Below are 24339 nucleotides of genomic sequence, written 5' to 3' on the forward strand. Positions count from 1 at the left end.
TCTGCTACTAACCGTTCACAGAGACAGCTCCAGGAGGTAATTCACAAAATGCCTTTGCACTGGTTCGCATCAACCACCAGCTTTCTGAAACAGGGAGACACCTGCTACTCATTCCTATCTTCGCTTTCAACATATATTAATCTTCATTTATTTTTACCACATGTATGAATTTCATGTCAATCTTCATCTTCAAAAACGGTGTTCTATCATAAATCGACCTTATGTTATAATACACGAGGGGGAGGGATTACCAAATGATGTCTCATTTTGATGAACTGAAGCAAAAATGGGAGAAGTTTGTCCACTTTTTGAAAGAAAAAGGAATTATTCGAACAGCACGAATTACATATAACGTTACATGGAACATGTTCTTGATCGTAACTGTACTACTTATCCTCGGAGGAGTTTTCGCAGCAGGTGTAGGAGCTGGTTTCTTTGCTTCACTCGTAAAAGACGAACCTGTACGAGCACACACTTCTATGAAAGAAGATATTTATAATTATGAAGAAACGAGTACCGCTTATTTCGCAAACAAAACGTATCTAGGAAAGCTACAATCTGATCTAGATAGACAAGAGATCAGTTTAAAAGAAGTTTCTCCTTATGTGTTAAAAGCCGTTATATCAACAGAGGATCAATATTTTTATGAACATGAAGGTGTAGTGCCGAAAGCGATATTTCGCGCCATGTTCCAAGAGTTTTCTGGTGCATCTGTTGTTACAGGTGGTAGTACGCTAACTCAACAGCTTATTAAAAATCAAATTCTAACGAATGAAGTATCTTTTGATAGAAAAGCGAAAGAAATTTTACTGGCGATGAGACTTGAAAAAGTACTCAAAAAAGATGAAATCTTAGAAGCTTATTTAAATATTGTTCCTTATGGAAGAAATTCATCAGGTAGAAATGTAGCCGGAATACAAGCTGCTGCAGAAGGTGTTTTTGGAGTTCCTGCATCCAAGCTAAATCTAGCTCAATCCGCTTACCTATCTGGCCTTCCAAAGAATCCTTTCGTTTATACCCCTTTTAACAAAGGTGGCGAGCAAAAGGAAGACATGACGGCAGGAATAAAACGTATGCAAACTGTTCTCAGCCGCATGTTATCTGCCGGGTCCATTACACAAGCTGAATACGATGAAGCTATGAAATATGATATTAAGAAGAATTTAACTACTAAAAAGCAATCTTCATTTGAAAGATATCCATACTTAACAGTTGAAATTCAAAGACGAACAGTAGAGTTACTTACAAAGCTGAACGCTGAAAAAGATGGAAAGAAACTAAGTGACTTAAGTGCTGAGGAACTAAAAGAGTATGAGGATAATGCACGTACTCAAGTTAGACAAAAAGGAATCAAAATTTTCACAACCATCGATCAAAAAATATACGATGATATGCAACAGGTAGTAAAAAATGATAATTTATTCGGTCCTGCCAATCAATACGTGTATAACAGTAGAGGACAAAGAATCAAACTCGATAAGCCTGAACCTGAAGAAGTCGGTGCAACGCTGATAGAAAATAAGACAGGAAAGATTATCAGTTTTGTTGGTGGACGTGATTTTAACCGCGAACAAACCAACCATGCGATGAGAGCGCCTCGTCAAAACGGATCAACAATGAAACCCTTACTTGCTTATTCCTACGCATTGGAAACAGGTAAAGTTCAACCAGGCTCAATCGTTCCTGATACACCGATCGCATTAGGAACATGGAAGCCAAATAACTATGATATGGATTTTGATGGTCTTGTTTCAGTTCGACATTCTTTGAAAAAATCTAGAAACATACCAGCTATTAAATCTTATCAGCGTGTCGATCATATGAAGGCTACCGAGAAATTGATGCAAATGGGTGTAACGAGCCTTACGAAAGGTGATCGTACACAACCATCTATGGCTCTAGGAGCATTGGGAGTCGGAATTACTGTTGAAGAAAACGTCAATGCTTTCTCTACCTTCGCAAACGGAGGAAACTTTGTTGATGCCTATATGATTGAACGCATTGAGTCTAATGATGGTGAAGTCATCTACCAACATAAGAGTGAAGCGAAACCCGTCTACAGTCCTCAAACGTCATATCTATTAATTGATATGATGAGAGATGTTTTGTCTTCTGGAACGGCTTCAGGTGTTCCACGTAAACTAGCTTTCCAATCGGATTGGGCTGGTAAGACAGGTACAACAAATGGTGATAAAGACTCTTGGTTTGTAGCATCAAATCCTAACGTTACATTTGGTGTTTGGATTGGTTATGATACCCCAGCTGACCTAGCAGGTAACACTGGACAAAGAAATCAAACGATTTGGGCACAACTTATAAATGCTGCATACAAAAATTCACCACAGCTCGTGGATCCTGAAAAGCAATTCGCAATGCCTTCAGGAATCGTGCGTCGTGAGATCTGTGGAATTTCAGGTAAGCTGCCTTCTGACTTATGCCGAAGTGCTGGACTCGTTACGACTGATTTATTTAATGCTAATTTCACACCTAACGAAGTGGATGACACACTCACAAAAGGTCGTTATGTGCTTGTAGGCGATGCGAAGTATAAAGCACTTCCTTCAACACCACAAGAGTTCACGAGAGATGGTGTTCTGATTAAGGAAGAGTTCCTGCGTGAACTTGGATTAGAAGCACTCAACAAATTAACGAACACAACGAATCTATTGAACAACATTGTTCCAGAAAAAGAGTTAAAAGAGAACGGCAAAGTTCCTTCTCCTGTTGCAGGCGCAAAAATGTCAGATGGCATACTTTCATGGGCGTCTCATGGAGAGAATGATGTTATTGGTTACCGCATCTATCACTCTTCAGATGGCACATCATTTAAGAAGATCGGTTCTGTAACCGCGGATAAGACTTCAGCCAAAGTACCTGCTGGCGTCGTTTATGTTACTGCAGTGGATATCGCTGGTAAGGAATCTCCTGCACAAACAAAAGTTCAGGTCGGTGAAAAGAAACCACCGGCTGAACCACCAACTCCTCCAACAGAGGGAGACGGAGATAAGCCTGGTGAGCCACAAGATCCACCACCGCCACCAACTGAACCAGCAGATCCTGGTACAGGCGACCCGCCTCCAGCGACAACACAAAACAATAATAAGAAAAAACCCTCGAATTGAGATTCGAGGGTTTTTCATCGTTATTCATTTAGTCTTCCATCGTAGAAAGGTCACCTGTTGGCAGGTCAAGTTCCCAAGCTTTAAGAACACGACGCATAATCTTACCACTTCTTGTCTTTGGAAGCTTATCACGGAATTCTATTTCACGCGGTGCTGCATGTGCAGCAAGTCCTGCTTTTACAAAACTACGTATTTCCTCGATCAGTTCATCACTTGCTTTATATCCAGAACGAAGGGCGATGAATGCTTTAATAATCTCGCCTCGAACAGGATCTGGCTTACCGATAACACCTGCTTCTGCAACAGCTGGGTGTTCGACGAGCTTACTTTCCACTTCAAACGGTCCTACTCGTTCCCCGGATGTCATGATAACATCATCAATTCTACCTTGGAACCAGAAGTACCCATCTTCGTCCATATAAGCAGAATCTCCAGAAACATACCAGCCACCTGGGGTAAAATAAGAGTCATATTTTTCAGGATTGTTCCAGATTGCACGCATCATGGAAGGCCATCCTTTTTTGATAGCAAGGTTGCCCATTCGATACGGAGGTAAGATGTTGTCTTGGTCGTCAATGATCGCTGCTTCTACTCCTGGGAACGGTTTACCCATAGAACCAGGTTTAATTTCCATCGCTGGGTAGTTACTGATCAGCTGGCCACCTGTTTCCGTCATCCACCAGTTGTCATGTATGCGTAAGTTAAACACTTTCATCCCCCATCTAACAACCTCAGGGTTAAGAGGTTCACCTACACTTAAAATATGTCGAAGTGAGGACATATCAAATTTCTTTACCACTTCGTCTCCAGCCCCCATTAACATACGAAAAGCAGTTGGAGCACTGTACCAAACCGTTACACCATAGTTTTCAATCGTTCCATACCAATCTTCAGGTGAGAAACGTCCACCACGAATCACACTTGATGTGCCGTTCAACCATGGGCCGAATATTCCATAAGAAGTTCCTGTCACCCAGCCCGGATCCGCGGTACACCAATAGACATCGTCTTCTTTAAGATCAAGTACCCATTTTGAAGTTTGGAAATGCTGAAGCATCGCATTATGAACATGAAGTACACCTTTTGGTTTACCGGTGGATCCAGATGTGTAGTGAAGGATTAAACCGTCTTCACGATCTACCCATTCAATATCTAGATCTTTTGATGCTTTTTTCATACGATCGAAATAATTTACATATGGTCCCTCTTCTTTAACATCTTCTCCAACCAAAATAACATTCTTCAATTTCGGCAGTTGATCAACTGGGACACGCTCCAAAAGTGATGGCGTGGTAACGAGTACTTTTGCCTCACTATCTTCAAGTCTGTCTCTTACTGCCCCTTCCATAAATGCTTCAAACAATGGACCAACGATTGCTCCAAGTTTGATCGCACCTAGGAAAGTAAAATAAAGTTCAGGTGAACGCGGCATAAAGATAAAGACGCGATCTCCTTTCTCAACACCTATTTGACGTAACATATTACCCGCTTTGTTAGACATCTCTTTCATGTCTTTAAACGTATACTTCTCATCTCTTTTTTGATCTGAGAAATAGAGCGCTACTTTGTTTTTACGATGGGATGCTGCATGACGGTCTATAGCTTCAAAGGCCATATTGACTCGCCCTGTTTTGTGCCAGGAGAATTCTTTTTCAATGTCTTTCCAATCAAATGCTCCGTATGTAGCCTCATAATCTTGTAGATTAAAATCACCTTTTATTATCGGAAGCGCTTCCAGTTTCATTGCTAAATCTCCCTTCCCTTTTGAATATCCCTTTAATTATATCATATTATCTAAATTTTTTAACTTATTAGAACTATCTCTAAAAACAGTATGTAAACCCTTACAACATGATTTTATGATGTATAATAGAAGTTGGAAACCAACCTAGGTGGTGTAAAAATGAAACATATCAAAACATACAACTGTGTAGCACTAAAGACGAGTCATGGAACCATTACGGTAGAAGGACCTGTATCAGCTGAAACGTTAGAAGGCCTTTATTTTCATGAAGATTTAAAAGCTTTTAGACCGGCGCATGAACAAAAGAAAGCTGTTACTGAAATCGCTAGACTAGCCGAAGGAAGAATCATTATCGCCAGAAATAAGGATACCGTTATCGGTTATGTTACATATGTCTATCCAGATCCACTAGAACGATGGTCTGAAGGAAACATGGAAAATCTACTAGAACTAGGTGCGATTGAGGTCATACCTGATTATCGCAACTTTAAAGTAGGTAAAACACTATTAAAAGTATCCATGATGGATGATGCTATGGAAGATTATATTATTATCACGACAGAATACTATTGGCACTGGGACTTAAAAGGGACAAAACTATCGGTTTGGGATTACCGAAAAGTCATGGAAAAGATGATGAACGCAGGTGACCTGGAGTATATGGCAACAGATGATCCTGAGATCAGTTCGCACCCGGCTAATTGTTTGATGGTCCGTATCGGAAAAAGAATCGACTTAGACACGATCCAACAGTTCGACCGGCTACGTTTTAAGAATCGTTTTATGTACTAATTCAATCAGTAGACTAGAGAGAATATTAAATGGGAGTGTTACGATATGATCGTTCAAAATATGATGCAAAAGAATGTTGTAACGATTCATGAAAACGAAACGATCGGTACAGCCATTCAGTTAATGCTTGAGAAAGATGTTCGAAACTTACCTGTCATTGATAACAACGGAGATTTTCTAGGACTTGTTACAGATCGCGAAGTGAAGGATGCCAGTCCATCTATTTTTCACCAGAACGAACATCCAGAAGATTTTGAGAAGCCTGTTTCAAGCATAATGAAACAAGCCATCTTTTCCGCTCATCCTTTTGATATCGCAGAAGAACTTTCCACGATTTTTTATGAACATAATGTTAGCTGTATTCCTGTACTCCAAGAGACGAAGTTAGTCGGTCTTGTAACCGAACGAGAGATGCTGCATGCTTTCATCCTGTTAACAGGTACTCATCAACCTGGATCTCATCTAGAGGTTGCCGTACCGAACGAAGCTGGAGAACTCGCTAAGGTAGCAAGTGTCTTGAAAGATTTTCACTTGAACATCAGCTCAGTTCTCGTCTATCCTTCTCATAATGAACGAGAAAAGATTATCGTATTTCGCGTTGGAACGATGAACCCACTTCCAGTCATCGAACACTTGATTGATAACGGCTATGAAGTGAAGTGGCCGCCTGTACCAGGTGAACGCGATGAAAAATGATTCCGTTTTTGTTTATTCACCAGATCTTTTAGGATATAAGTTCAGTGAGACACATCCTTTTAATCAGCTTAGAGTACAGCTTGCTTATGAGTTGTTAAGAGATTCAGGGTGTTTGGATGACGATCAGATCATCAAGCCAAGACAAGCAACAGATGAGGAGATTCTGTTAATTCATGATCAAGGGTATGTGGAAGCTGTGAAGCAGGCTGGAAAAGGAGAACTTAATCATGAGATCGCTCTAAACTATGGACTAGGTACAGAAGATACACCTATTTTCCCTAACATGCATGAAGCTAGCAGCTGGATCGTTGGTGCCACGCTGACTGCTGTTGATCATGTCATGGAAGGAAAGTCCAAGCATGCTCTTAGCCTTAGCGGAGGACTGCATCACGGTTTTAGAGGAAAAGCTTCTGGATTCTGTATCTATAATGACAGCTCAATCGCGATTGAATATATGAAACGAAAGTATAAAGCGCGTGTTTTATATGTCGATACCGATGCTCATCACGGTGATGGTGTACAGTGGGCTTTTTATGATGACCCAGATGTTTGCACACTTTCCATCCACGAAACAGGGCGCTACTTATTTCCTGGAACAGGATCGATCCATGAAAAAGGAGCTGGCAAAGGGTATGGCTTTTCCTTCAATGTTCCTGTTGATGCCTTTACAGAAGATGACTCCTTCTTAGAGTGTTATGAAAAGAGCTTGTGGGAAGTTGCAGAGTTCTTTAAACCGGATGTCATCATTACGCAAAATGGTGTTGACGCTCATTACTATGACCCTTTGACTCATTTGTCTGTAACGATGAAAACCTATACTGAAATTCCAAGGATCGCAAAGAAAGTCGCCGAAAAATATTGTGATGGCCGTTGGATTGCAACAGGCGGTGGCGGTTATGATATTTGGCGTGTCGTTCCGAGGGCTTGGTCCTACCTATGGTGTGTCATGAACGATCAAGCACCTTCAGGGCAGATCGCAGAGAACTGGCTAAAACGTTGGACGAACGAGGCGAAGCATCCTCTTCCTCATACATGGGAAGATGAATCCGGAATCTATAAACCGATTCCAAGAAAAGACGAGATTACATCAAAAAACAGAGCAACTTTGGAGAAAAGCTTGTATTCCATTAAAAAGAGTTCATAAAAGAAGAGGACTATATCGTTTAGTCCTCTTTTTATGTGCAAAGAAGTAGTTGTTTGACTAAGCGTCATTATGTTTATTTTAAAAGTAAGAAGCAATACAACAAAAGACTGACCCATCCATTTAACGGGTCAGTTCTCCAAAGTCATATTCTATAATGATTCTATAATGCTTTCAACCATGTCTGACGAACGTCGTGCAGCTAATGCTGTGAATTCAGCAAAGCTTGCTGGTGCTTCACCATTTGCTTTATCAGAGATCGAACGGATGATCACGAACGGTACTTCATTTAAGAATGAAGCCTGAGCTACTGCTGATCCTTCCATTTCGATGCAAGTCCCATTGAATAGAGCAGAATATGTTTCAACCAGTTCACGGTCAGCGATAAACTGATCACCGCTCAGTACCTTTCCAATCTTCACTTTAGGGCCTTGTAATCTTTCTGCCGCATTTTCTGCAAGTTTTACTAACTGTGCATCTGCTCTAAATTCTGAATCAAACGCAAACATCGGAATGGTGCCTTTTGGAAAATCAGGGCTCAATGCAGAAGCATCCATATCATGCTGCATCGCACTCGACGAGATAACAATATCTCCTACTTCTAGTTCTGGGTCAAGCGCACCTGCTACTCCTGTGAAAAGAACATGAGTGACTTGGAAGCGGTCAATAAGAATCTGTGTGGTAATTGCTGCATTTACTTTCCCAACCCCAGACTTACATAAAACGATCTCTTTGTTATGATGCGTACCTTCATAAAATTTATTTTGAGCAAAAACACTTTCCCCATAAATATCCAGTGCCTCTTTCATATAAACGATTTCCTCGTCCATCGCACCGATGATGCCAATCCTCACTTCGCCCACCTCAACACTTCGTTATTGTTTTGTAGAATCTCTGAATTGAATACGATGAGGCAATACTACCGTATGTTCTTCAACTGTTTCTTTGTTCATCAGTTTTGTTAACAAGCGCATCGCTACCGCTCCGATATCATACATCGGCTGAACGACCGTTGATAATGTCGGACGCACCATCGTAGCAAGTCTTGTGTTGTCAAATCCGATTACTTCAAGATCTTCCGGTACGCTCAGACCTCGGTCTTGTGCACCATGGATCACACCTAGTGCCATTTCATCCGTACCTACAAAAACAGCTGAAGGTTTGTTTCCACTGTCTAAGAAGCTTTCAATCGCTTCAATTCCAGAATCATATGTGTATTCACCAACGAATACTTGACTTTCATCAACCTTCTTACCATGCTCTTCTAAAGCTTTACGGTAACCATTAAATTTATAATAGCCGTTAATTGGGTCTTCTAATGGTCCTGTTACCATCGCAACAGAAGAATGACCCTTTTCAAGCAAGTGAGAAACTGCTTCATAAACAGCATTTTGATAGTCGATGTTTACAGATGGAACTTCTTCGTTCATATCAACTGTAGCAGCCATAACGATTGGAACAGCCGCGCGTTTGAATTCCTCAACATGCTCTTCTGTGATCTTCCCGCCCATGAATACAATTCCGTCCACTTGCTTACCTAGTAATGTGTTTAACAGATGGATCTCTTTTTCCTTGTTCTGATCAGAGTTACAAAGAATGATGTTGTATTTATACATGGTAGCAATGTCTTCAATCCCACGAGCTAATTCCGCAAAAAAGATGCTAGAGATATCAGGAATGATTACGCCGACCGTTGTCGTTTTTTTGCTTGCTAGCCCTCGAGCTACTGCATTCGGGCGGTACCCTAACCTTTCAATCGCTTCAAGTACTTTCTTTCTAGTAGATGGCTTGACGTTTGGGTTTCCGTTAACAACACGAGAAACCGTTGCCATTGAGACACCTGCCTCACGAGCTACATCATAAATTGTTGTATTCAAAAAAAATCCTCCTTATATACTGCATATCCGACAGCTATGTAATGCTATTATCATACGATAAAGTAGTAAAGTAGGCAACGAATAGAGACATGTTTCACCATTTATTCATACATTAAAAATAGAATAAAATAAAAAGCACCTATTTTACTTATTTTTGGCGAAAATAGGCAGATTCATACACTTTTTCAGAGTCGTTATTCATATACAAAAAAACCGGCAGCAATAACCACAAAAGCTGACCGGTTCTTGATTAAAAATGTATTAAGCCATTTGATTTATTTTAAGAAAACGGGAGGAAACAAGTTCTTCAACAAATCTTTGAAATTCTTCTATGTTCATCTGCTGTGCAGCATCCGATAAAGCCACAGCTGGATCTGGATGTACTTCTGCCATCACTCCATCCGCTCCGATGGCAAAGGCTGCCTTTGCAGCTGGAAGCAGTAAATCTTTTCTTCCTGTTGAATGCGTTACGTCAACAAATACCGGCAGATGTGTTTCTTGTTTTAAAATCGGTACAGCCGTAATATCCAATGTGTTTCGTGTTGCTCGTTCATACGTTCGAATGCCTCTCTCACAAAGGATGATCTGGCCGTTTCCTTGCGACATGATATATTCAGCAGAGTTGATAAACTCATCAAGTGTAGCTGCTAGTCCTCTTTTTAATAGAACAGGCTTATTGAGTCTCCCTGCTGCTTTTAACAGCTCATAGTTTTGCATGTTTCTAGCACCGATTTGGATGATGTCTAAATACTCACATGCCATATCTAGATCTTGTGGATGGACGATCTCACTAATCACAGCACAATTGTATTCATCTGCCACTTTTTTTAGAATCTGAAGTCCTTCCACTCCTAACCCTTGGAAATCGTAAGGTGATGTTCTTGGTTTGAATGCTCCGCCTCGTAAAAGTCTTACTCCATTTTTCGTAACAGCATCTGCTACAGAAGCTGTTTGCTCATAACTCTCTACAGCACATGGACCAGCAATTAAAATAGGATTTCCGTTACCGATCTCCATGCCTTTAACAGAAATAACCGTATCTTCAGGTCTTCGCTTTCTTGAAACAAGAAGCTCCTTTTTATGATCAACTTCCTGTAATTCTAGACCTGCTTTAAATATTTCTTTAAAAAGATGCTGAAGTGTACTCGTTTCAAATGGCCCTTCATTTTCTGCTGAGACAAGATCTAACATATGTCTTTCTCTTACAGGATCGTACTTCTTCATACCTTGATCCGATTTGATCTTACCGATTCGCTGAACAAGCTCACCACGTTTATTGATTATCGCTAATAACTCTTTATTCACATCATCAAGTTCTGCTCGTAACGTGTTTAATTCTAGATGATTCATATCTTAGCACCTCAGTATTTATATAATGTAAGAAATATGATACATTTCTAATAATTAGGACGTTTTCTATCATTTATAAAAAGACTACCTATACATCTATCGTAACAAAAAGAGGTGCCTTCGTGGACAAAAATCTTTTATTCGCATTAGATATCGGTACACGTTCTGTGGTCGGTATGATTTTAAAACAGCATGAAAACGGAAAGTATGAGATTTTACATAAAAAAATGATCGAACATGAAGAGCGTTCTATGCTTGATGGCCAGATCCACCATATACCTGCTGTCGCCAAAGTAATCAGGAGGATAAAAAATCAGCTCGAACTTGAAGTAGGTTCGCTAACTAAAGTTTGTGTTGCTGCAGCCGGACGAGCTCTTAAGACCGTGAAAGGCCGTTCTGAAAAAGATCTTTCACAAGGTGATATCTCATCGAATGATGAAGTGATTCATATGGAACTTGCAGCTGTCCAGCAAGCTCAATATCAGTTAGCCAGTCTATTAGATGAAAACTCCAATTTACTCTACGATTGCGTCGGATATTCTGTACTTCACTATTACCTTGATGAGCAGGAGATTGGGAGCTTTATCGGTCAGCAAGGAAACAGAGCTAGTGTAGAAGTTATCGCTACATTTTTACCGAGAGTCGTGGTAGATTCCTTGATGAAAGCTCTAGACGAAGCTGGACTTGAGATGGAAGCTCTAACGTTAGAACCGATCGCAGCCATCAATGTGCTGATTCCTCCTTCTATGAGAAAGTTAAATGTAGCTCTTGTTGACATTGGAGCTGGTACTTCTGATATCGCGATTACCGCTCAAGGAACAGTTATTGCATATGGAATGGTCCCGGTCGCAGGTGATGAAATTACAGAAGCCGTCAGTTCTGCGTTTTTGCTGGACTTTCCGGTAGCTGAACAGCTTAAACGTTCTTTAACAGAGAAAACAGTTGTAACCTATACAGACATCTTAGGGTTTCCCTCACAAAAAGACACAGCTGAAATTATATCGACAATTGCGTATTCAATAGAAAATTTGGCAGAAGGGATTACAAATGAAATTCTTCGGTTGAACGCCAAAGCACCACAGGCGATCATGCTAGTAGGAGGAGGCAGTCTTACTCCTCTCTTACGTGATAAAGTAGCTGAAAAGCTAAATCTGCCAATCGAGCGAGTAGCAATTCGCGGCCTTAACGCAATCCAATCCCTAATCCCTTCATTAAAAGAAGAAGGCCCTGAACTCGTAACACCTGTAGGAATCGGTATTGCAGCTAAAGAAAATCCCGTTAAATATGTAACCGTTTCTGTGAACGGAAAAACAATACGCTTGTTTCAAGTGAAAAAACTTACGATTGGTGATGCTTTGATTGCCGGAGGAGCGGATCTTTCAAAACTTTACGGTAAGCCAGGTATGGGATTGATGGTTCGATTGAATGGTGAAGTGAAGATGTTTAAAGGAAGGATAGGTTCAGCTCCAACAATTCAGATGAATGGTGTTCCTTGTACGCTGTCAGATGAAGTGTTAGAGAATGCAACGATCAATTATGAGCCAGGTAGTCACGGCGAGGATGCAGAGGTCATGATACAAGAGGCTTTTAACAATCACTCTGTAAAAACGTTATGGGTGAACGGTGCATCTGAGACGTTTGACACGCATTATTATATAAATGAAAAGCCTGTAAGCGCCAATACGTTAATATCTGATAGAGATGATTGTTATTATCGCTTCCCTTCAACCCTTTCAGATATATTTGATCTAAAAAAGTGGCGTAGTGAAACAAAGCATTCGCATTTTACTATTTTTATAGATGGTAAGCCGCTCTCTCTTCCTGCAACAATCAGCAATACTGTTTATCTAAACGATCAAAGTGTTAACCTGCAAACCATATGGAAAGATGGAGACAAATTAGATTATCAACGTACTGAAGAACAAATAACTTTGAAACATATAACAGATGCTCTTGACCTAAACCTTCAACAGTCATGTACGGTTACTTTTAACGACGAAGAACTGACTCTTGTACGACCACTTTATACGTTTTACCGTGAAGGGGAAAAACTACGTACTGATTCAGTTCTTCATGCTCAGGAAAGGCTTTTGATGAAGAAAACTGATCAACAATCGTTTATTTTTCAAGATGTTTTTGCAGAAGTAGAACTTACACTCCAACCAAAACCTGGTGAGAGCTTGATTCTGTTAAAGAACGGGGAAAAAGCTGGCTTTCAAACTGAGATCCAAACAGGTGATCAGTTACTATTAAAATTTGAAGTACTCGTTTAAAAATATACGAAGAAAAAAGCGTAGCCATTTCTGCTACGCTTTTGTATTTTCGTTCGCTTGTGCAAGCTTCTTATTTGTAATGTTCCAATGTGAATCATGCCAAACTACTTTATCTCCTTCGAAAATTAAAACTTGAGGAGATTCGTGCTTCACTCCTGTTTGCTCAGCTATCGCATTACTTAGCGGTCTTGAATCTTGAACGTTTAAATAATACACCGTTTCATTCTCATTATCAGCTGCAAACTTTTGGAATTCTTTAAAAGCTTCATGACTTACAGGACATGTTGTACTGTTTTTCATCAGAATAATGCGGTTTCTTTGCTCTTTTACTAGATTCCAATCTTGTTCGTTTTGTAATTGAATAAGTGACATATCGATTTCTACCTCCATAATAAAAAGAAAAGAAAAAGAAACAAGTTCTTTTTCTTATCTTTTCATATTCACACCAAACTTATCAATATTTTTGCTCTACTAATTCTTGCTCATTTGCAGGATCATAATCCAACTTACCTTCATCCTGGATATCGTCTGTAATTTCACCATACAGTTCAGACGCATTTTCTTCTTCTTTCGCACGCCACTTATCGATATCTTTACGAAGGTTTGAAGTAAGATCTTTTACCTTTGTTGCAACTTGATTCGATTGCTCAGACACTGTCTTAACAATGTTAGAGGATTTTTCACGAGCTAAATGAGAGATCTCGTTACTCTTATCCTTTAAATAAACGGCTTGTTCGTTCAGATCGCTTCGCAATTCCTTCCCTGCTTTTGGCGCTAATAATAACGCTGCTGCAGCCCCTAACATACCACCAACAAGAGCACCGATGATAAAATCTTTGCTATCAATGTTTTGATTGTTGTTGTTGCTCATTTACACTCCTCCTCTAGAATATTGTCTTTGTGTGGTTTCAACATTGGATTTTTTGAGTTTGTATTTTTCCCATAAATTCAATGCTGCATTTCCCCATTGAACCGCTTGTGATATTTGTTTAGACTGTCGCTCTGTTTCAACCGTAATCTGGTCTGTTACTTTGCGGACAGATTGGTTCACCTTTTGAACGGATTGACCGAAATCTTGAACGGCAGAAAACACGTTATTAAGAGAATCTGATTTCTTTTGAACATCCTCGGCTAACTGGTTTGTTTTATGTAACAAATCGGTTGTCTCGCGCGTTACGCCATCTAATTGCTTCTCTAGACTTTCTAGCGTTACTGCGACATGATTGAGGGTAATTTGTAAAGATTTCAAAGCCCCTGATAAAAAATAAACGAGTACGACAAATGCAACTGCGACTAATGCTACACTGATTGAGATAATGATATCCATTATTCGAGACACCTCCTGAAAGTATATTATTGCTTTTTCCCGAGTTTTTATCAAAGGAAACGTGTTTTTTAATAGTATTCTTTACCACTTCATTAAAATCCTTTTCTAGAACATTACAAATTGTTTAAATTAAGTTAAAATAAAGAAGATATCAAATATATAGGGGGCTTCTTCAACATGAGAGATCCAAGAATTCAACAACTAGCAAAAAACTTAATTACATATTCGGTAAACCTGCAAAAAGGTGAAAAAGTATTAATTGAAAATTTCGGACTGCAAAAAGAACTTGTAAACGCACTTGTTCAAGAAGCATATGCTGCTGGCGGTTTTCCATTCGTTTTACTAAAAGACCATTCTGTAATGCGCGCTCAATACACACAAGCAACTGAAGAACAGATGGAGATGATCGCGAAACACGAAGGTGATTTAATGAACCAGATGGATGCTTATATCGGTCTTCGTTCAGGTGACAACATCAACGAGATGTCAGATGTTCCATCTGAAAAGATGGCACTTTATGAAAAAACAATCTTTGCGATGCACCGTAAGATTCGTATCAAAAAGACGAAATGGTGTGTGCTTCGTTATCCAAACGCATCTATGGCTCAATCTGCAAGCATGAGTACAGAAGCATTTGAAGACTTCTATTTTGAAGTATGTAACCTTGATTATGGAAAAATGGATGACGCGATGACTGCACTAAAAGATCTGATGGATAAGACGGATAAAGTTCGCATCACAGGACCTGGAACAGATCTATCATTCTCGATTAAAGATATTCCATCCATTAAATGTTCAGGACAAAACAACATTCCAGATGGCGAAGTGTTTACAGCTCCAGTTAAAGATTCTGTTAACGGAACGATCTCTTATAATACGCCATCTCCATATAACGGCTTTACGTTTGAAAATGTGCAGTTAACGTTTGAGAACGGAAAAATTGTAAAAGCGACAGCTAACGATTCTGAACGTATCAACAAGATTTTTGATACGGATGAAGGTTCGCGTTATGTAGGTGAGTTTGCGATCGGTGTTAACCCGTTCATCAAGCATCCGATGAAAGATATTCTTTTTGATGAGAAGATCGACGGCAGCTTCCACTTTACACCTGGACAAGCTTATGAAGAAGCATATAACGGTAATGAATCAAACATCCATTGGGATATGGTCATGATCCAACGTCCTGATTACGGTGGTGGAGAAATCTTCTTTGACGATGTGTTGATCCGTAAAGATGGCGTTTTCGTTCTGCCTGAATTAGAGCAATTAAACCCTGAGAATCTAAAGTAATAGTCGTTGCAGAGTTCATGTAAGTAGTTGCTTTTCCTACACAATAATCAACTGATCCATGAAGCACAAATTTTAACTATAAGAAAAAAGACTTGCCGGCCGGCAAGTCTTTTTCTTATGGTTTTGCAGTCAGTGTTTCTTCATATGCTCTTTGGAACTTCTGAATATCTCCAGCACCCATGAACAATAAAACACCGTCTTTGTAATTTTTTAATACTTCAACTTTATCTTCCGTGATTAGTTGTGCGTTAGGAATTTTTTCGATCAAATTATCGATCGAAAGATTCCCAGCATTCTCTCTTGCAGAACCAAAAATATCACACAGGTATACATGGTCTGCTTCACTTAGGCTTGCTGCAAATTCATCTAAGAACGTCTTTGTTCGTGTGAATGTATGTGGTTGGAATATTGCTACCACTTCACGATTTTTATACTTATACTTCGTAGCTTCAATGGTTACTTTGATCTCAGTCGGATGATGAGCGTAGTCATCGATCAAAATCTGATCGCCAACTGATTTTTCAGAGAAACGTCTTTTAACGCCCGTAAAGCTCTTCAATTGCTCTTTAATGATATCCATAGGTAATGTTTCATAATGACAGATCGCAATGACTGCCAGTGCGTTCAATACGTTATGAGTGCCGTACCCTGGAATCTGGAAAGTTCCATAGAATGTGTTGCGTACGAATACATCAAATGTCGTACCTTCATCACCACGATTGATATTCTTAGCTTGGAAATCATTATGATCTCCAAATCCATAGAATACAACTGGAACTTGTGCATGAATCTCTTGAAGATTTGCATCATCACCACATGCGATGATCGCCTTCTTCACCTGCATCGCCATCGCTTGGAATGCACTGATTACATCTTTTAGATCAGAAAAATAATCTGGATGATCAAAATCAATGTTTGTGATGATTGCGTAGTCCGGATTATACGATAAGAAATGTCTGCGATATTCACATGCTTCAAACACAAAGTATTCGCTGCCTTTGCTGCCTTTACCCGTTCCATCACCAATTAGATAAGAGGTAGGTTTTGCTGCACCGACAACATGTGCTAATAATCCTGTTGTTGACGTTTTTCCGTGAGATCCTGTAACTGCAATCGATGTAAAGTTAGAAAGATACTCTCCAAGAAAATGGTGATATCTATGAATAGGTATATTTTTTTCATTTGCAGCTTGAATCTCTTCATGCTGTTCGCCAAAAGCATTACCTGCGATAATGGTTTGACCTTCTTCAACGTTGTTCTTGTCAAACGGTAACACCGGGATGTTTTTTTCTTCAAGTGCTGTCTGAGTAAAGATAAATTGTTCAATATCAGAACCTTGAACATCATGACCATTGTCATGATGGATTTGTGCCAACGGGCTCATTCCTGTCCCTTTAATTCCAATAAAATGGTATTTTGTCATGTATAGCCCTCCACAAAAAGAACACCTTCTAAAAGGCCTATTTGTATTATTATATGCCTGCTGTTTGAAACGGTTATTTATGCACAGTCAGGCTTGATTCGGAATACTTGAATCATTATAGCAAAGTTGTTGTGCTATCACCATGATAGACAAATGATAAAAGTCTAATAGACCCTATTATCTATTTTTACCCAACTTCTCCAAAATAATGATATCTCTATTCCACTAACTCTAGTCTTGGATTATGGCGATAGATTCTTCCAGCTTTTGCTTGATGCTGATCGTTCATCATAACGTTATCACCGGTAAATCCAATATTGATTTTTAATAGATTACTTCCTACCCCGTAAATGTCTACGGGTACTTTTTGCTCTTCAAACTGCTCGATTCTTTCTTTCTTAAATCCACCGCTAACAACGATTTTGACATGTTGGAAACCTTCTTCATCCAGCGCTTTTCGAAGTGCAAAGATTAGTTCTGGATTTACTCCCCTCGGATCAAACGAACCTAGTACATCAGGGTTTCTAAAGAAATATTGATCGACCATCGTTCGTGAAGTATCAACCCTTACCCCTTTTAAAGTCTCTCCAAACTCTCTCGCTACTTTTAAAGCATCTGTTATCACATCATTGTTATAGTCAACAAGTGAGATAAGGTCATCTTCAGGGTATTTCGCGTGATAAGCTTTCGTAGCTTCCACAATGTCACCATTAAAGATTTGAATGAGAGCGTGTGGCATCGTACCCATGCCTTTTTTGCCCCACCATTCATTCATCGCATGCGTAGCCTGTGCGGTAGAACCACCAATATAAGATGCATAACCATCTCCAGCTTGCTGTGCAAAATGATCGTCTCGGTCACCCATAAAGATGACTGGTTTTTGTACGCCAGATTTGCTAGCAGCTTTTACAACATTATAAACATTCGTAGCAACCGACGTTCTTCTGGCTAGAATTCCATCGATCATTCCTTCTAAGAATCCAAAGTTTTGATACGGTCCCTTAATCGTTAACACCGTTTCAAACGGAGAAATTTTATCTCCATCTTTTAAAGAATGAATCTCTAGAGAATCTGCATCCTTAGCAAACGTTTTAATAAGAGCAATCGCCTCATCTGAACCACACAAGACAGCATCACTCTTTTGAAAGAACTGCATGGTTACGATATTATCTGGTTTAAATGATTCTACAATTTCACATGTTTTAAGAAAATAAACAGCAGAGAACCAGCCTTCCCTGATCCGTTCATCAAATTTAAATGTTTTATTCGTGAGCCGCTTAATTTTTCCTTGCAGCTTTAATTCTATTTCTTTCATTAATTTACTCCTCATGACTTTTTCCAAGGTATAAAAGAAGGGAACTATTCCCCACACTATAATAGCGAACAAGGCACAATAACTCAAGAAAATCATTTAACAGATAACTGTAGAGGCTCATCGAGAAAGTGTGAAAAATTAATAATCTGTCAAATTTGCCGATATAATGGAAAATTTGCCGATAAAAAGTTTTTTTCGCCGATATAATCGGTTTCTTGCAGATATAACTGTATTTTTGCCGATATCTTTACATCCTACTAATAAAAGAGTCTCCATAAAATGCAAAAAAAGAGCTAGTGCAGGGCGTCCCCCACAACAAGCTCTTCTTTACATTACTCTACACCGCTATATAAACGATTCTCTAGTTCTTCTTGTGTAAGAAGAACATGTCTCGGTTTACTTCCCATCGTTTCAGAGACAAGACCGAAACTTTCCATCATATCTACTAACCTTGCTGCTCGGTTATAACCAATTCTAAATCTGCGCTGCAAGCTAGAAGATGATGCAGCACCTACTTCGATTACGTAATAACAAGCTTCCTCAAAAAGCTCGTCTTCTACTTCTGTTGTCTGCTGATGCTGAATCAGTTCTTCACGAGTAAAAAGATATTCTGTTTGATATTCTTCTTTTACGTAACGTGTCACTTCTTCAATTTCTTCATCAGAAACGAAGGTACCTTGAATGCGGACGGCTTTGTTCGAGCCGTTCTCCATAAAGAGCATATCGCCTCGCCCTAATAATCGCTCAGCACCACTCATATCTAGAATGGTTCGTGAATCAATCGCGGACGAAACTGCAAATGCCGTACGAGTTGGTACGTTGGCTTTGATCAGCCCGGTGATAACATCTACAGATGGCCGCTGTGTTGCGAGTAGAAGATGGATTCCACATGCTCTTGCCTTCTGAGCAATCCGGCAGATCGCTTCTTCAACTTCTTGTGGTGATACCATCATAAGATCAGCTAACTCGTCGATTACCACAACAATGTATGGCATTTTGTTTTTATAGTGCTGTTCTTCTTCCATCTTTTGATTGTAACGCTTGATCTCACGAACACCTGTTTTTGCAAACTCTTCATAGCGGCGTTCCATTTCTTCGACCGCCCATTTTAATGCAGCGGTTGCTTCTTTTGCATCTGTAATAACCGGGGTTACTAGATGCGGAATATGATTGTATGGTGCAAGTTCGACCATTTTAGGATCGACAAGCAACAGTCTTACATCTTCCGGCTTTGCTTTATACAGCAAGCTCACAAGTATTGAGTTGATACAAACGCTCTTTCCTGATCCAGTAGCTCCTGCTATAAGTCCATGCGGCATCTTTTGCAGATCAGTCACCACAGGTGCTCCTGAGATGTCTAATCCAAGAGCCACTGTTAAGGAAGATGCGGAATCCTTAAACACATCATCTTCAATGATTTCACGTAAGTAAACAGCTCTGCTATGCTGGTTTGGCACCTCGATACCAATCGCATTCTTTCCAGGAATCGGCGCTTCAATTCTTATGTCACGAGCAGCCAGGCTAAGTTTTATGTCATCTGTAAGGTTTGTAATCTTGTTTACCTTAACACCTGGAGCAGGTTGAACTTCAAATCGTGTTACGGCAGGACCTTTTGTCATATGAACCACTTTTGCATTCACATTAAAATTATCAAGCGTTGACTGCAGTGTATGCTTTTGTTCGTTTAACCATAAATCATCATCTTCGAGTGAAATTTTCGCTTTATTCAATAACGACAGAGGAACAAACAACTGATTTTTTACAGTTTCAGCGCTTTGATGAATGTTTAGTTCTGTTCTTGTTGTTTGTCTGGTTTCTGACTGACGCATTTCTAAATTTGAAACAGGACGTGCTAATGACTTCCTGTCTTTTTTTAGCATCAGTACATTGAAAGGAACGAATTGCCCGCCACTTTTTGGAGCTTCCTTCTTCGGCGGAGCTTGTTCAATGACTATATTATCTTTTACTTGCTCTTCTTCTACCATTCTCGGAGTGATCTCTTGAACATGCTGCGTTTCAGGTTTATCCGTACGTTCATCTACAACTTCAGATCCATAGACAGGCTCAATCATTTGTTCCTGTTTCTCCACATTTAGCGAGTCAACCTTGTGATTCTCCTCTGACACATACACATCTTGGGATTCAACAATCATTTCAAGGGACTCAACATGTTGTTCTTCTTTTGGTTCAATACCCTGATCGAGATTTAACTCTTTATCTTCGACCGGAATTTTCACTTGATCAACCATACTTTTATTTGCTTCCTGCAAATAAGGAGCCTCACTCGCAATCTCTTGTGGAACCATCGATTTTTCTGTTGTTGCAGCAGGAAGAACTTCTTCAACCGTCTTTAAGAGTTCTTCTGTTACAGAATCCTTCTCTGGTATATCTCTACCGATGAACAATATACCTTCGGGCTTTCTCTTTCCATATCCGTATACAGGAGATGGAACATCTGTTGGCGTAAACCTAGATTTAACCTCAGGAGTGGTCTCCTTTTGTTCAGGCTTAATCTGTGCATCATTTTTATTTCTTCTTTCATATCCGTAAACAGGTGAAGGAACATTTGATGCTTTGAATGCTTGTCGTTTTGGTTCTTGGTTAAAACCAGAGGATTTGCTCTTGGATCTTCTGTTGTCATTTTGAAGAGATCGCTGTTCACGCATAGGGCGTTCTTCTCGGAATGATTTTTCTTCTCTGACAGAATCTTTATACTGGTGTGACTCTTTCTGCTGATATGTATGTCGTTGTGCAGTTGGTTTTGCCGTTTTTTCATCCGGTATCACAGGAAAACGAAACGGGGCATTCTCTGGATACTTATGCAGCATTTTAGCAGGATGCTGTATATTTGACTGAGACGTTTTTCTTCCATTGCTTGCAAAAGGAGCTGGCTTCGTCTTTTGAGTATTTTCCATTTTTTCATTGGCTTGCTGTTTTTTTACTGGCTCTTGGTCTCTCTTTCTCTCATCCTCATAGTAGGAATCATCTTCATTTTCATCGTCAAAAAACGTGTTCATTAATTTTTTTATCCAACTCATATTCTCACCTATTTCTGTTGGTTGTTTCTTTATTGTAGCGAAAATAGAAGAGAAACAATAGTCTAAATATTCATCTATAGCACATACGTGTAAAAAGATAAGAAATAAAAACCACTAGATGATCTAGCGGCTTTTATTATAAATCAATCTGTTGTTTCTTCTTCTATTGGTTTATTCTTGGCTAAAATAAAGACCGGTTCTAACTCTTTGTTTTCATACATAAACGGTAAAGCCGTAATCGGTACTCTTCCGTTCATAAAAAATTGCATCGCCATCTGAGCCAAGATATCGTATCCTTGCTTATTCTTGATATCTGCGACGATCAGCACATCCTGATGTGGTATGGCTACTGCCATTTCTCCGGTGATGTTCTTCTTCATTTCTTCTAAGAACTGAACATTCAGGATTCTGCTCGCATCGTACCCATCATTATGGTTTAAAAAGAAGAACGTATTTCCCGCAACTTGGTCCTCTTTATAATCTGTTGATAAACGTTTTACATTGAACTTTGCTGCATCAAGTATTTGAGACTTTTCAACCTTTAACTCCCTCATCTTATTATTCGTTAGAAGTTTGTAGGTTTTGCCTAGGTCTAAAGCATAATATATTCTAGTCTCTGCTGTGTGTTCTTGATAGAATAGTTCTTCTCCTTCTGGCGTTTCTACAGGAAAGGATGCAGAACGAATGACCGGAAAGATGCGTGATAAACTATTCGAATCCTCATCTTCATGAGACCCGGCGTTCAATCCTTCTTCTACGTAATAAACAAGTTTATCGATAAGCTCATCTTTTTCTTTCGACCAGCGTGCACTGAGACCGCCGAGAGATAAAGAAACACCTTTACCCGTTAACTTATTCGTAATTCGCAGCGTTTCCTCTTCTCTATCGTATGAAAATTCTCGGGTTGGACTCATCAATCTCTCTTGTAAGGTTTTCTTTAGTTTAATGGAACTGCTCATATATGAATCCTCCTTTCCTAAACAACGGTTACACGTAACGTGAAAAACCTCCTAATGGAGGTTTTTGTTTCTTTACTTACTGTTCTCTTCTTTATATTCTACTACTACTTCTGTTCCTAGTCCGCCACGTGCGTTCCAGTTTCCAACTACTTTAATGTACTTAGGTTTAAGCAGCTTCACGAGATCTTCCAAAATACGATTTGTTGCATGCTCTTGGTAGATTCCAACGTTACGATATGAAGTAAGATAATACTTCAAAGACTTCATTTCTACTAGATCTTCATTTGGAATGTAGCTGATGATGATATCAGCAAAGTCCGGAAGACCTGACCAAGGACACACAGATGTAAATTCAGTTGTAGGAATGGTTACCATTGTATCTTTTCCTACATACTCATAAGGAATTGTTTCTAATATATTAACAAGGATTACGTTCTCATCTTGGATGTCAAAACGAATTCCTTCATATTTACTGTGATTTACTTCAACTTTAGCCATCAAAAAAACTTCCCTTCACTTAAAAAAATCATTTTTGTTATTATAACATACTCTTTTGACCTATTTTGAAGGAATGTTAAGCTCTTCTAAAAAGGCAACAATCTGCTCTTTTGTTTTTCTCTCTTTATTTACATATCGTCCGATTTCTTCGCCGTCTTTGAATGCTAGGAAGCTTGGAATACCAAAAATATCAAGCTCTTGGCAAAGTTCGATCAGTTCGTCACGATCCACATAGACAAATTGATAGTTTGAATATTCTTCTTCTATTTCAGGCAGGATCGGCTTGATTACCACACAATCTGGGCACCAGTCTGCAGAAAAAACAGCTATCGTAACATCCTTTTTGATTGTTTCTTTAAATTGCTCGATCGATTTTATGTTTTCCATTATGATCGTCTCCTTATTGATTCAGCTTCATGTCGCCAAATTTAATATATCCTTTTTTTCTTAACCATTCTGAAAGTATCAGACTAATGATAATTGGTCCTATAAAATGCAAAATAAATATAGCAAGAAACGTTTCAAAGGTAAAGCCCATCGTCCTGAGCGTCATAATTTGCCCTACGAGACCACTCGTACCCATGCCTGCTCCGGCTGGAATATTCTCCATCTGAAAATAGAGTGTTCCAATGGGTGCTAATAGGATGCCAGCAACCGTTGGCGGAATTAAGATATATGGATTTCTCACTACATTCGGAAATTGTAGTTTCGATGTTCCGATCCCTTGTGTCAAAAAGCCTCCAAATCCATTTTCCCGGTATGAACTTGTGGCAAACCCAATCATTTGAGCTGCACAACCGATTGTTGCGGCACCAGCAGCTAGCCCTTCTAAACCAAGCATCATCGCAATTGCGGCAGAAGAAATGGGACCTGTTAGTGCAAAACCGAGCAATATAGCTACTAAAATCCCCATAATCAAAGGTCTCTGATCGGTTGACCACATAACAAGCTGACCAAATGCCTTCATGAATTGATCAATTCCTGGTCCAATAAATGTTGCAATCGTAAAACCTGTAAAAATCGTAACTGCAGGTGTAATTAAAATATCAAACTTCGTTTCTTCAGATACTAGCTTTCCTGCTTCTACCGCGATTAATGCTGCTACATAACACCCTGCAACACTGCCAAGATCCGCTCCTGCTGCTCCTGCTATACCTGCTGAAAAAATAACAAGGGGAGGTGCTTTTAAACCATACGCCACAGCAGTACCAATCACTGGACCCATCAAAGTCATCGCTAATTGTCCCATCTCCGTAAAAAATGGAAGCGAGAGTTGCTCACCAATTGTCTTTAGAATCAGCCCCACGATAAGCGATGCCATCAATCCTAGTGCAAAATATTGAAACCCCGTAATAAAATACGTTTTGGGTGATAGACTTACCCCTTTTTTATTTAAAAAATCCCTCATATGAAATGACTCCTTTAGCTGTTCTGTTAAACATGTCCCTCAAATATTATAACTTGTTTTAAACCCATGTAAAGACAGGTGTAAAG

Annotated in this window: 20 protein-coding genes and 1 other annotated feature (1 of these 21 cut by a window edge); of the genes, 6 read left to right on the plus strand and 14 right to left on the minus strand. The window is 39.5% G+C overall.

The window, feature by feature from the left end; all coding sequences use genetic code 11:
* Positions 1–130 (minus strand) — a binding site (T-box leader) (it extends 92 nt beyond the left edge of the window).
* Between the two features lie 124 nt (positions 131–254).
* Positions 255–3122 carry a transglycosylase domain-containing protein gene (locus tag I5J82_RS11980; protein WP_233096471.1) on the plus strand — a complete coding sequence of 956 codons (2868 nt, stop codon included), beginning with the start codon at positions 255–257 and terminating at the stop codon, positions 3120–3122.
* Positions 3123–3150: 28 nt separating this feature from the next.
* Here the strand turns inward: I5J82_RS11980 and acsA are convergent, their stop codons facing one another.
* Positions 3151–4866: an acetate--CoA ligase gene (acsA, locus tag I5J82_RS11985; protein WP_198768024.1), complete on the minus strand. Its 1716-nt coding sequence runs from the start codon at positions 4864–4866 to the stop codon at positions 3151–3153.
* Positions 4867–5025: 159 nt separating this feature from the next.
* Here acsA and I5J82_RS11990 point away from each other — a divergent pair, with 159 nt between their 5' ends.
* Genes I5J82_RS11990 through I5J82_RS12000 form a run of 3 tightly spaced genes read left to right on the plus strand, consistent with a single transcriptional unit; the run spans position 5026 to position 7498 of the window.
* Positions 5026–5658, plus strand: coding sequence for a GNAT family N-acetyltransferase (locus I5J82_RS11990; protein ID WP_198768025.1), 633 nt, complete (start codon positions 5026–5028; stop codon positions 5656–5658).
* A gap of 45 nt (positions 5659–5703) precedes the next feature.
* Complete coding sequence (locus I5J82_RS11995; RefSeq protein WP_198768026.1) at positions 5704–6354, plus strand: acetoin utilization AcuB family protein; 651 nt, start codon at positions 5704–5706, stop codon at positions 6352–6354.
* Positions 6344–7498, plus strand: coding sequence for an acetoin utilization protein AcuC (locus I5J82_RS12000; protein WP_198768027.1), 1155 nt, complete (start codon positions 6344–6346; stop codon positions 7496–7498). Before I5J82_RS11995 ends, I5J82_RS12000 begins: the two co-directional genes overlap by 11 nt.
* Positions 7499–7647: 149 nt before the next feature.
* Here the strand turns inward: I5J82_RS12000 and I5J82_RS12005 are convergent, their stop codons facing one another.
* The 3 genes from I5J82_RS12005 to I5J82_RS12015 form a co-directional block, all read right to left on the minus strand.
* Positions 7648–8349 carry a 5'-methylthioadenosine/adenosylhomocysteine nucleosidase gene (locus I5J82_RS12005; protein ID WP_198768028.1) on the minus strand — a complete coding sequence of 234 codons (702 nt, stop codon included), beginning with the start codon at positions 8347–8349 and terminating at the stop codon, positions 7648–7650.
* Positions 8350–8370: 21 nt separating this feature from the next.
* On the minus strand, positions 8371–9372 hold the full coding sequence (ccpA, locus tag I5J82_RS12010; protein WP_144698580.1) for a catabolite control protein A: 1002 nt from the start codon (positions 9370–9372) through the stop codon (positions 8371–8373).
* Between the two features lie 261 nt (positions 9373–9633).
* A complete protein-coding gene (locus I5J82_RS12015) occupies positions 9634–10722 on the minus strand; it encodes a bifunctional 3-deoxy-7-phosphoheptulonate synthase/chorismate mutase (protein ID WP_198768029.1) in 1089 nt (362 codons plus the stop codon).
* A gap of 122 nt (positions 10723–10844) precedes the next feature.
* Between I5J82_RS12015 and I5J82_RS12020 the strand changes: the two genes are divergently transcribed.
* Positions 10845–12995 (plus strand): cell division protein FtsA, encoded by a 2151-nt coding sequence (locus I5J82_RS12020; protein WP_198768030.1) that lies wholly within the window; start codon positions 10845–10847, stop codon positions 12993–12995.
* A 33-nt stretch (positions 12996–13028) separates the two neighbouring features.
* Here the strand turns inward: I5J82_RS12020 and ytxJ are convergent, their stop codons facing one another.
* The 3 genes from ytxJ to I5J82_RS12035 all read right to left on the minus strand — a co-directional run bounded on the left by ytxJ (position 13029) and on the right by I5J82_RS12035 (position 14322).
* Positions 13029–13367 carry a bacillithiol system redox-active protein YtxJ gene (gene ytxJ, locus I5J82_RS12025; protein ID WP_198768031.1) on the minus strand — a complete coding sequence of 113 codons (339 nt, stop codon included), beginning with the start codon at positions 13365–13367 and terminating at the stop codon, positions 13029–13031.
* Between the two features lie 82 nt (positions 13368–13449).
* Complete coding sequence (locus I5J82_RS12030; protein ID WP_191751970.1) at positions 13450–13866, minus strand: YtxH domain-containing protein; 417 nt, start codon at positions 13864–13866, stop codon at positions 13450–13452.
* Positions 13867–14322 (minus strand): DUF948 domain-containing protein, encoded by a 456-nt coding sequence (locus tag I5J82_RS12035; RefSeq protein WP_066396872.1) that lies wholly within the window; start codon positions 14320–14322, stop codon positions 13867–13869.
* A 177-nt stretch (positions 14323–14499) separates the two neighbouring features.
* Here I5J82_RS12035 and I5J82_RS12040 point away from each other — a divergent pair, with 177 nt between their 5' ends.
* Positions 14500–15612 (plus strand): aminopeptidase, encoded by a 1113-nt coding sequence (locus tag I5J82_RS12040; RefSeq protein WP_137788625.1) that lies wholly within the window; start codon positions 14500–14502, stop codon positions 15610–15612.
* Between the two features lie 115 nt (positions 15613–15727).
* Here I5J82_RS12040 and murC read toward each other — a convergent pair whose 3' ends face one another.
* The 7 genes from murC to I5J82_RS12075 form a co-directional block, all read right to left on the minus strand.
* Positions 15728–17035 carry a UDP-N-acetylmuramate--L-alanine ligase gene (gene murC, locus I5J82_RS12045; RefSeq protein ID WP_198768032.1) on the minus strand — a complete coding sequence of 436 codons (1308 nt, stop codon included), beginning with the start codon at positions 17033–17035 and terminating at the stop codon, positions 15728–15730.
* Positions 17036–17252: 217 nt separating this feature from the next.
* The gene (locus I5J82_RS12050) at positions 17253–18350 is read right to left on the minus strand and encodes a nicotinate phosphoribosyltransferase (protein ID WP_198768033.1); all 1098 of its coding nucleotides are present in this window, start codon (positions 18348–18350) and stop codon (positions 17253–17255) included.
* 332 nt (positions 18351–18682) lie between these two features.
* The gene (locus tag I5J82_RS12055; RefSeq protein ID WP_198768034.1) at positions 18683–21388 is read right to left on the minus strand and encodes a DNA translocase FtsK; all 2706 of its coding nucleotides are present in this window, start codon (positions 21386–21388) and stop codon (positions 18683–18685) included.
* A gap of 143 nt (positions 21389–21531) precedes the next feature.
* The gene (locus I5J82_RS12060; protein ID WP_198768035.1) at positions 21532–22347 is read right to left on the minus strand and encodes a DUF1444 family protein; all 816 of its coding nucleotides are present in this window, start codon (positions 22345–22347) and stop codon (positions 21532–21534) included.
* 72 nt (positions 22348–22419) lie between these two features.
* The gene (gene queF, locus I5J82_RS12065) at positions 22420–22845 is read right to left on the minus strand and encodes a preQ(1) synthase (protein ID WP_198768036.1); all 426 of its coding nucleotides are present in this window, start codon (positions 22843–22845) and stop codon (positions 22420–22422) included.
* Positions 22846–22905: 60 nt separating this feature from the next.
* A complete protein-coding gene (locus tag I5J82_RS12070) occupies positions 22906–23232 on the minus strand; it encodes a thioredoxin family protein (protein WP_198768037.1) in 327 nt (108 codons plus the stop codon).
* A 13-nt stretch (positions 23233–23245) separates the two neighbouring features.
* Complete coding sequence (locus I5J82_RS12075) at positions 23246–24253, minus strand: PTS sugar transporter subunit IIC (protein ID WP_198768038.1); 1008 nt, start codon at positions 24251–24253, stop codon at positions 23246–23248.
* Positions 24254–24339 lie beyond the last annotated feature (86 nt).

Source organism: Fictibacillus halophilus, assembly GCF_016401385.1.
GTDB classification, from domain to species: Bacteria; Bacillota; Bacilli; order Bacillales; family Fictibacillaceae; genus Fictibacillus; species Fictibacillus halophilus.

What these genes read in the sequence shown, in the direction of transcription:
- I5J82_RS12000 (WP_198768027.1), top strand. Translation starts at nt 6,344, where the DNA reads ATGAAAAATGATTCCGTTTTTGTTTATTCACCAGATCTTTTAGGATAT.
- ytxJ (WP_198768031.1), bottom strand. Translation starts at nt 13,367, where the DNA reads ATGTCACTTATTCAATTACAAAACGAACAAGATTGGAATCTAGTAAAA.
- murC (WP_198768032.1), bottom strand. Translation starts at nt 17,035, where the DNA reads ATGACAAAATACCATTTTATTGGAATTAAAGGGACAGGAATGAGCCCG.
- I5J82_RS11995 (WP_198768026.1), top strand. Translation starts at nt 5,704, where the DNA reads ATGATCGTTCAAAATATGATGCAAAAGAATGTTGTAACGATTCATGAA.
- I5J82_RS12050 (WP_198768033.1), bottom strand. Translation starts at nt 18,350, where the DNA reads ATGAAAGAAATAGAATTAAAGCTGCAAGGAAAAATTAAGCGGCTCACG.
- I5J82_RS11990 (WP_198768025.1), top strand. Translation starts at nt 5,026, where the DNA reads ATGAAACATATCAAAACATACAACTGTGTAGCACTAAAGACGAGTCAT.
- I5J82_RS12040 (WP_137788625.1), top strand. Translation starts at nt 14,500, where the DNA reads ATGAGAGATCCAAGAATTCAACAACTAGCAAAAAACTTAATTACATAT.
- I5J82_RS11980 (WP_233096471.1), top strand. Translation starts at nt 255, where the DNA reads ATGATGTCTCATTTTGATGAACTGAAGCAAAAATGGGAGAAGTTTGTC.
- I5J82_RS12055 (WP_198768034.1), bottom strand. Translation starts at nt 21,388, where the DNA reads ATGAGTTGGATAAAAAAATTAATGAACACGTTTTTTGACGATGAAAAT.
- I5J82_RS12030 (WP_191751970.1), bottom strand. Translation starts at nt 13,866, where the DNA reads ATGAGCAACAACAACAATCAAAACATTGATAGCAAAGATTTTATCATC.
- I5J82_RS12070 (WP_198768037.1), bottom strand. Translation starts at nt 23,232, where the DNA reads ATGGAAAACATAAAATCGATCGAGCAATTTAAAGAAACAATCAAAAAG.
- I5J82_RS12035 (WP_066396872.1), bottom strand. Translation starts at nt 14,322, where the DNA reads ATGGATATCATTATCTCAATCAGTGTAGCATTAGTCGCAGTTGCATTT.
- I5J82_RS12015 (WP_198768029.1), bottom strand. Translation starts at nt 10,722, where the DNA reads ATGAATCATCTAGAATTAAACACGTTACGAGCAGAACTTGATGATGTG.
- acsA (WP_198768024.1), bottom strand. Translation starts at nt 4,866, where the DNA reads ATGAAACTGGAAGCGCTTCCGATAATAAAAGGTGATTTTAATCTACAA.
- I5J82_RS12060 (WP_198768035.1), bottom strand. Translation starts at nt 22,347, where the DNA reads ATGAGCAGTTCCATTAAACTAAAGAAAACCTTACAAGAGAGATTGATG.
- I5J82_RS12075 (WP_198768038.1), bottom strand. Translation starts at nt 24,253, where the DNA reads ATGAGGGATTTTTTAAATAAAAAAGGGGTAAGTCTATCACCCAAAACG.
- queF (WP_198768036.1), bottom strand. Translation starts at nt 22,845, where the DNA reads ATGGCTAAAGTTGAAGTAAATCACAGTAAATATGAAGGAATTCGTTTT.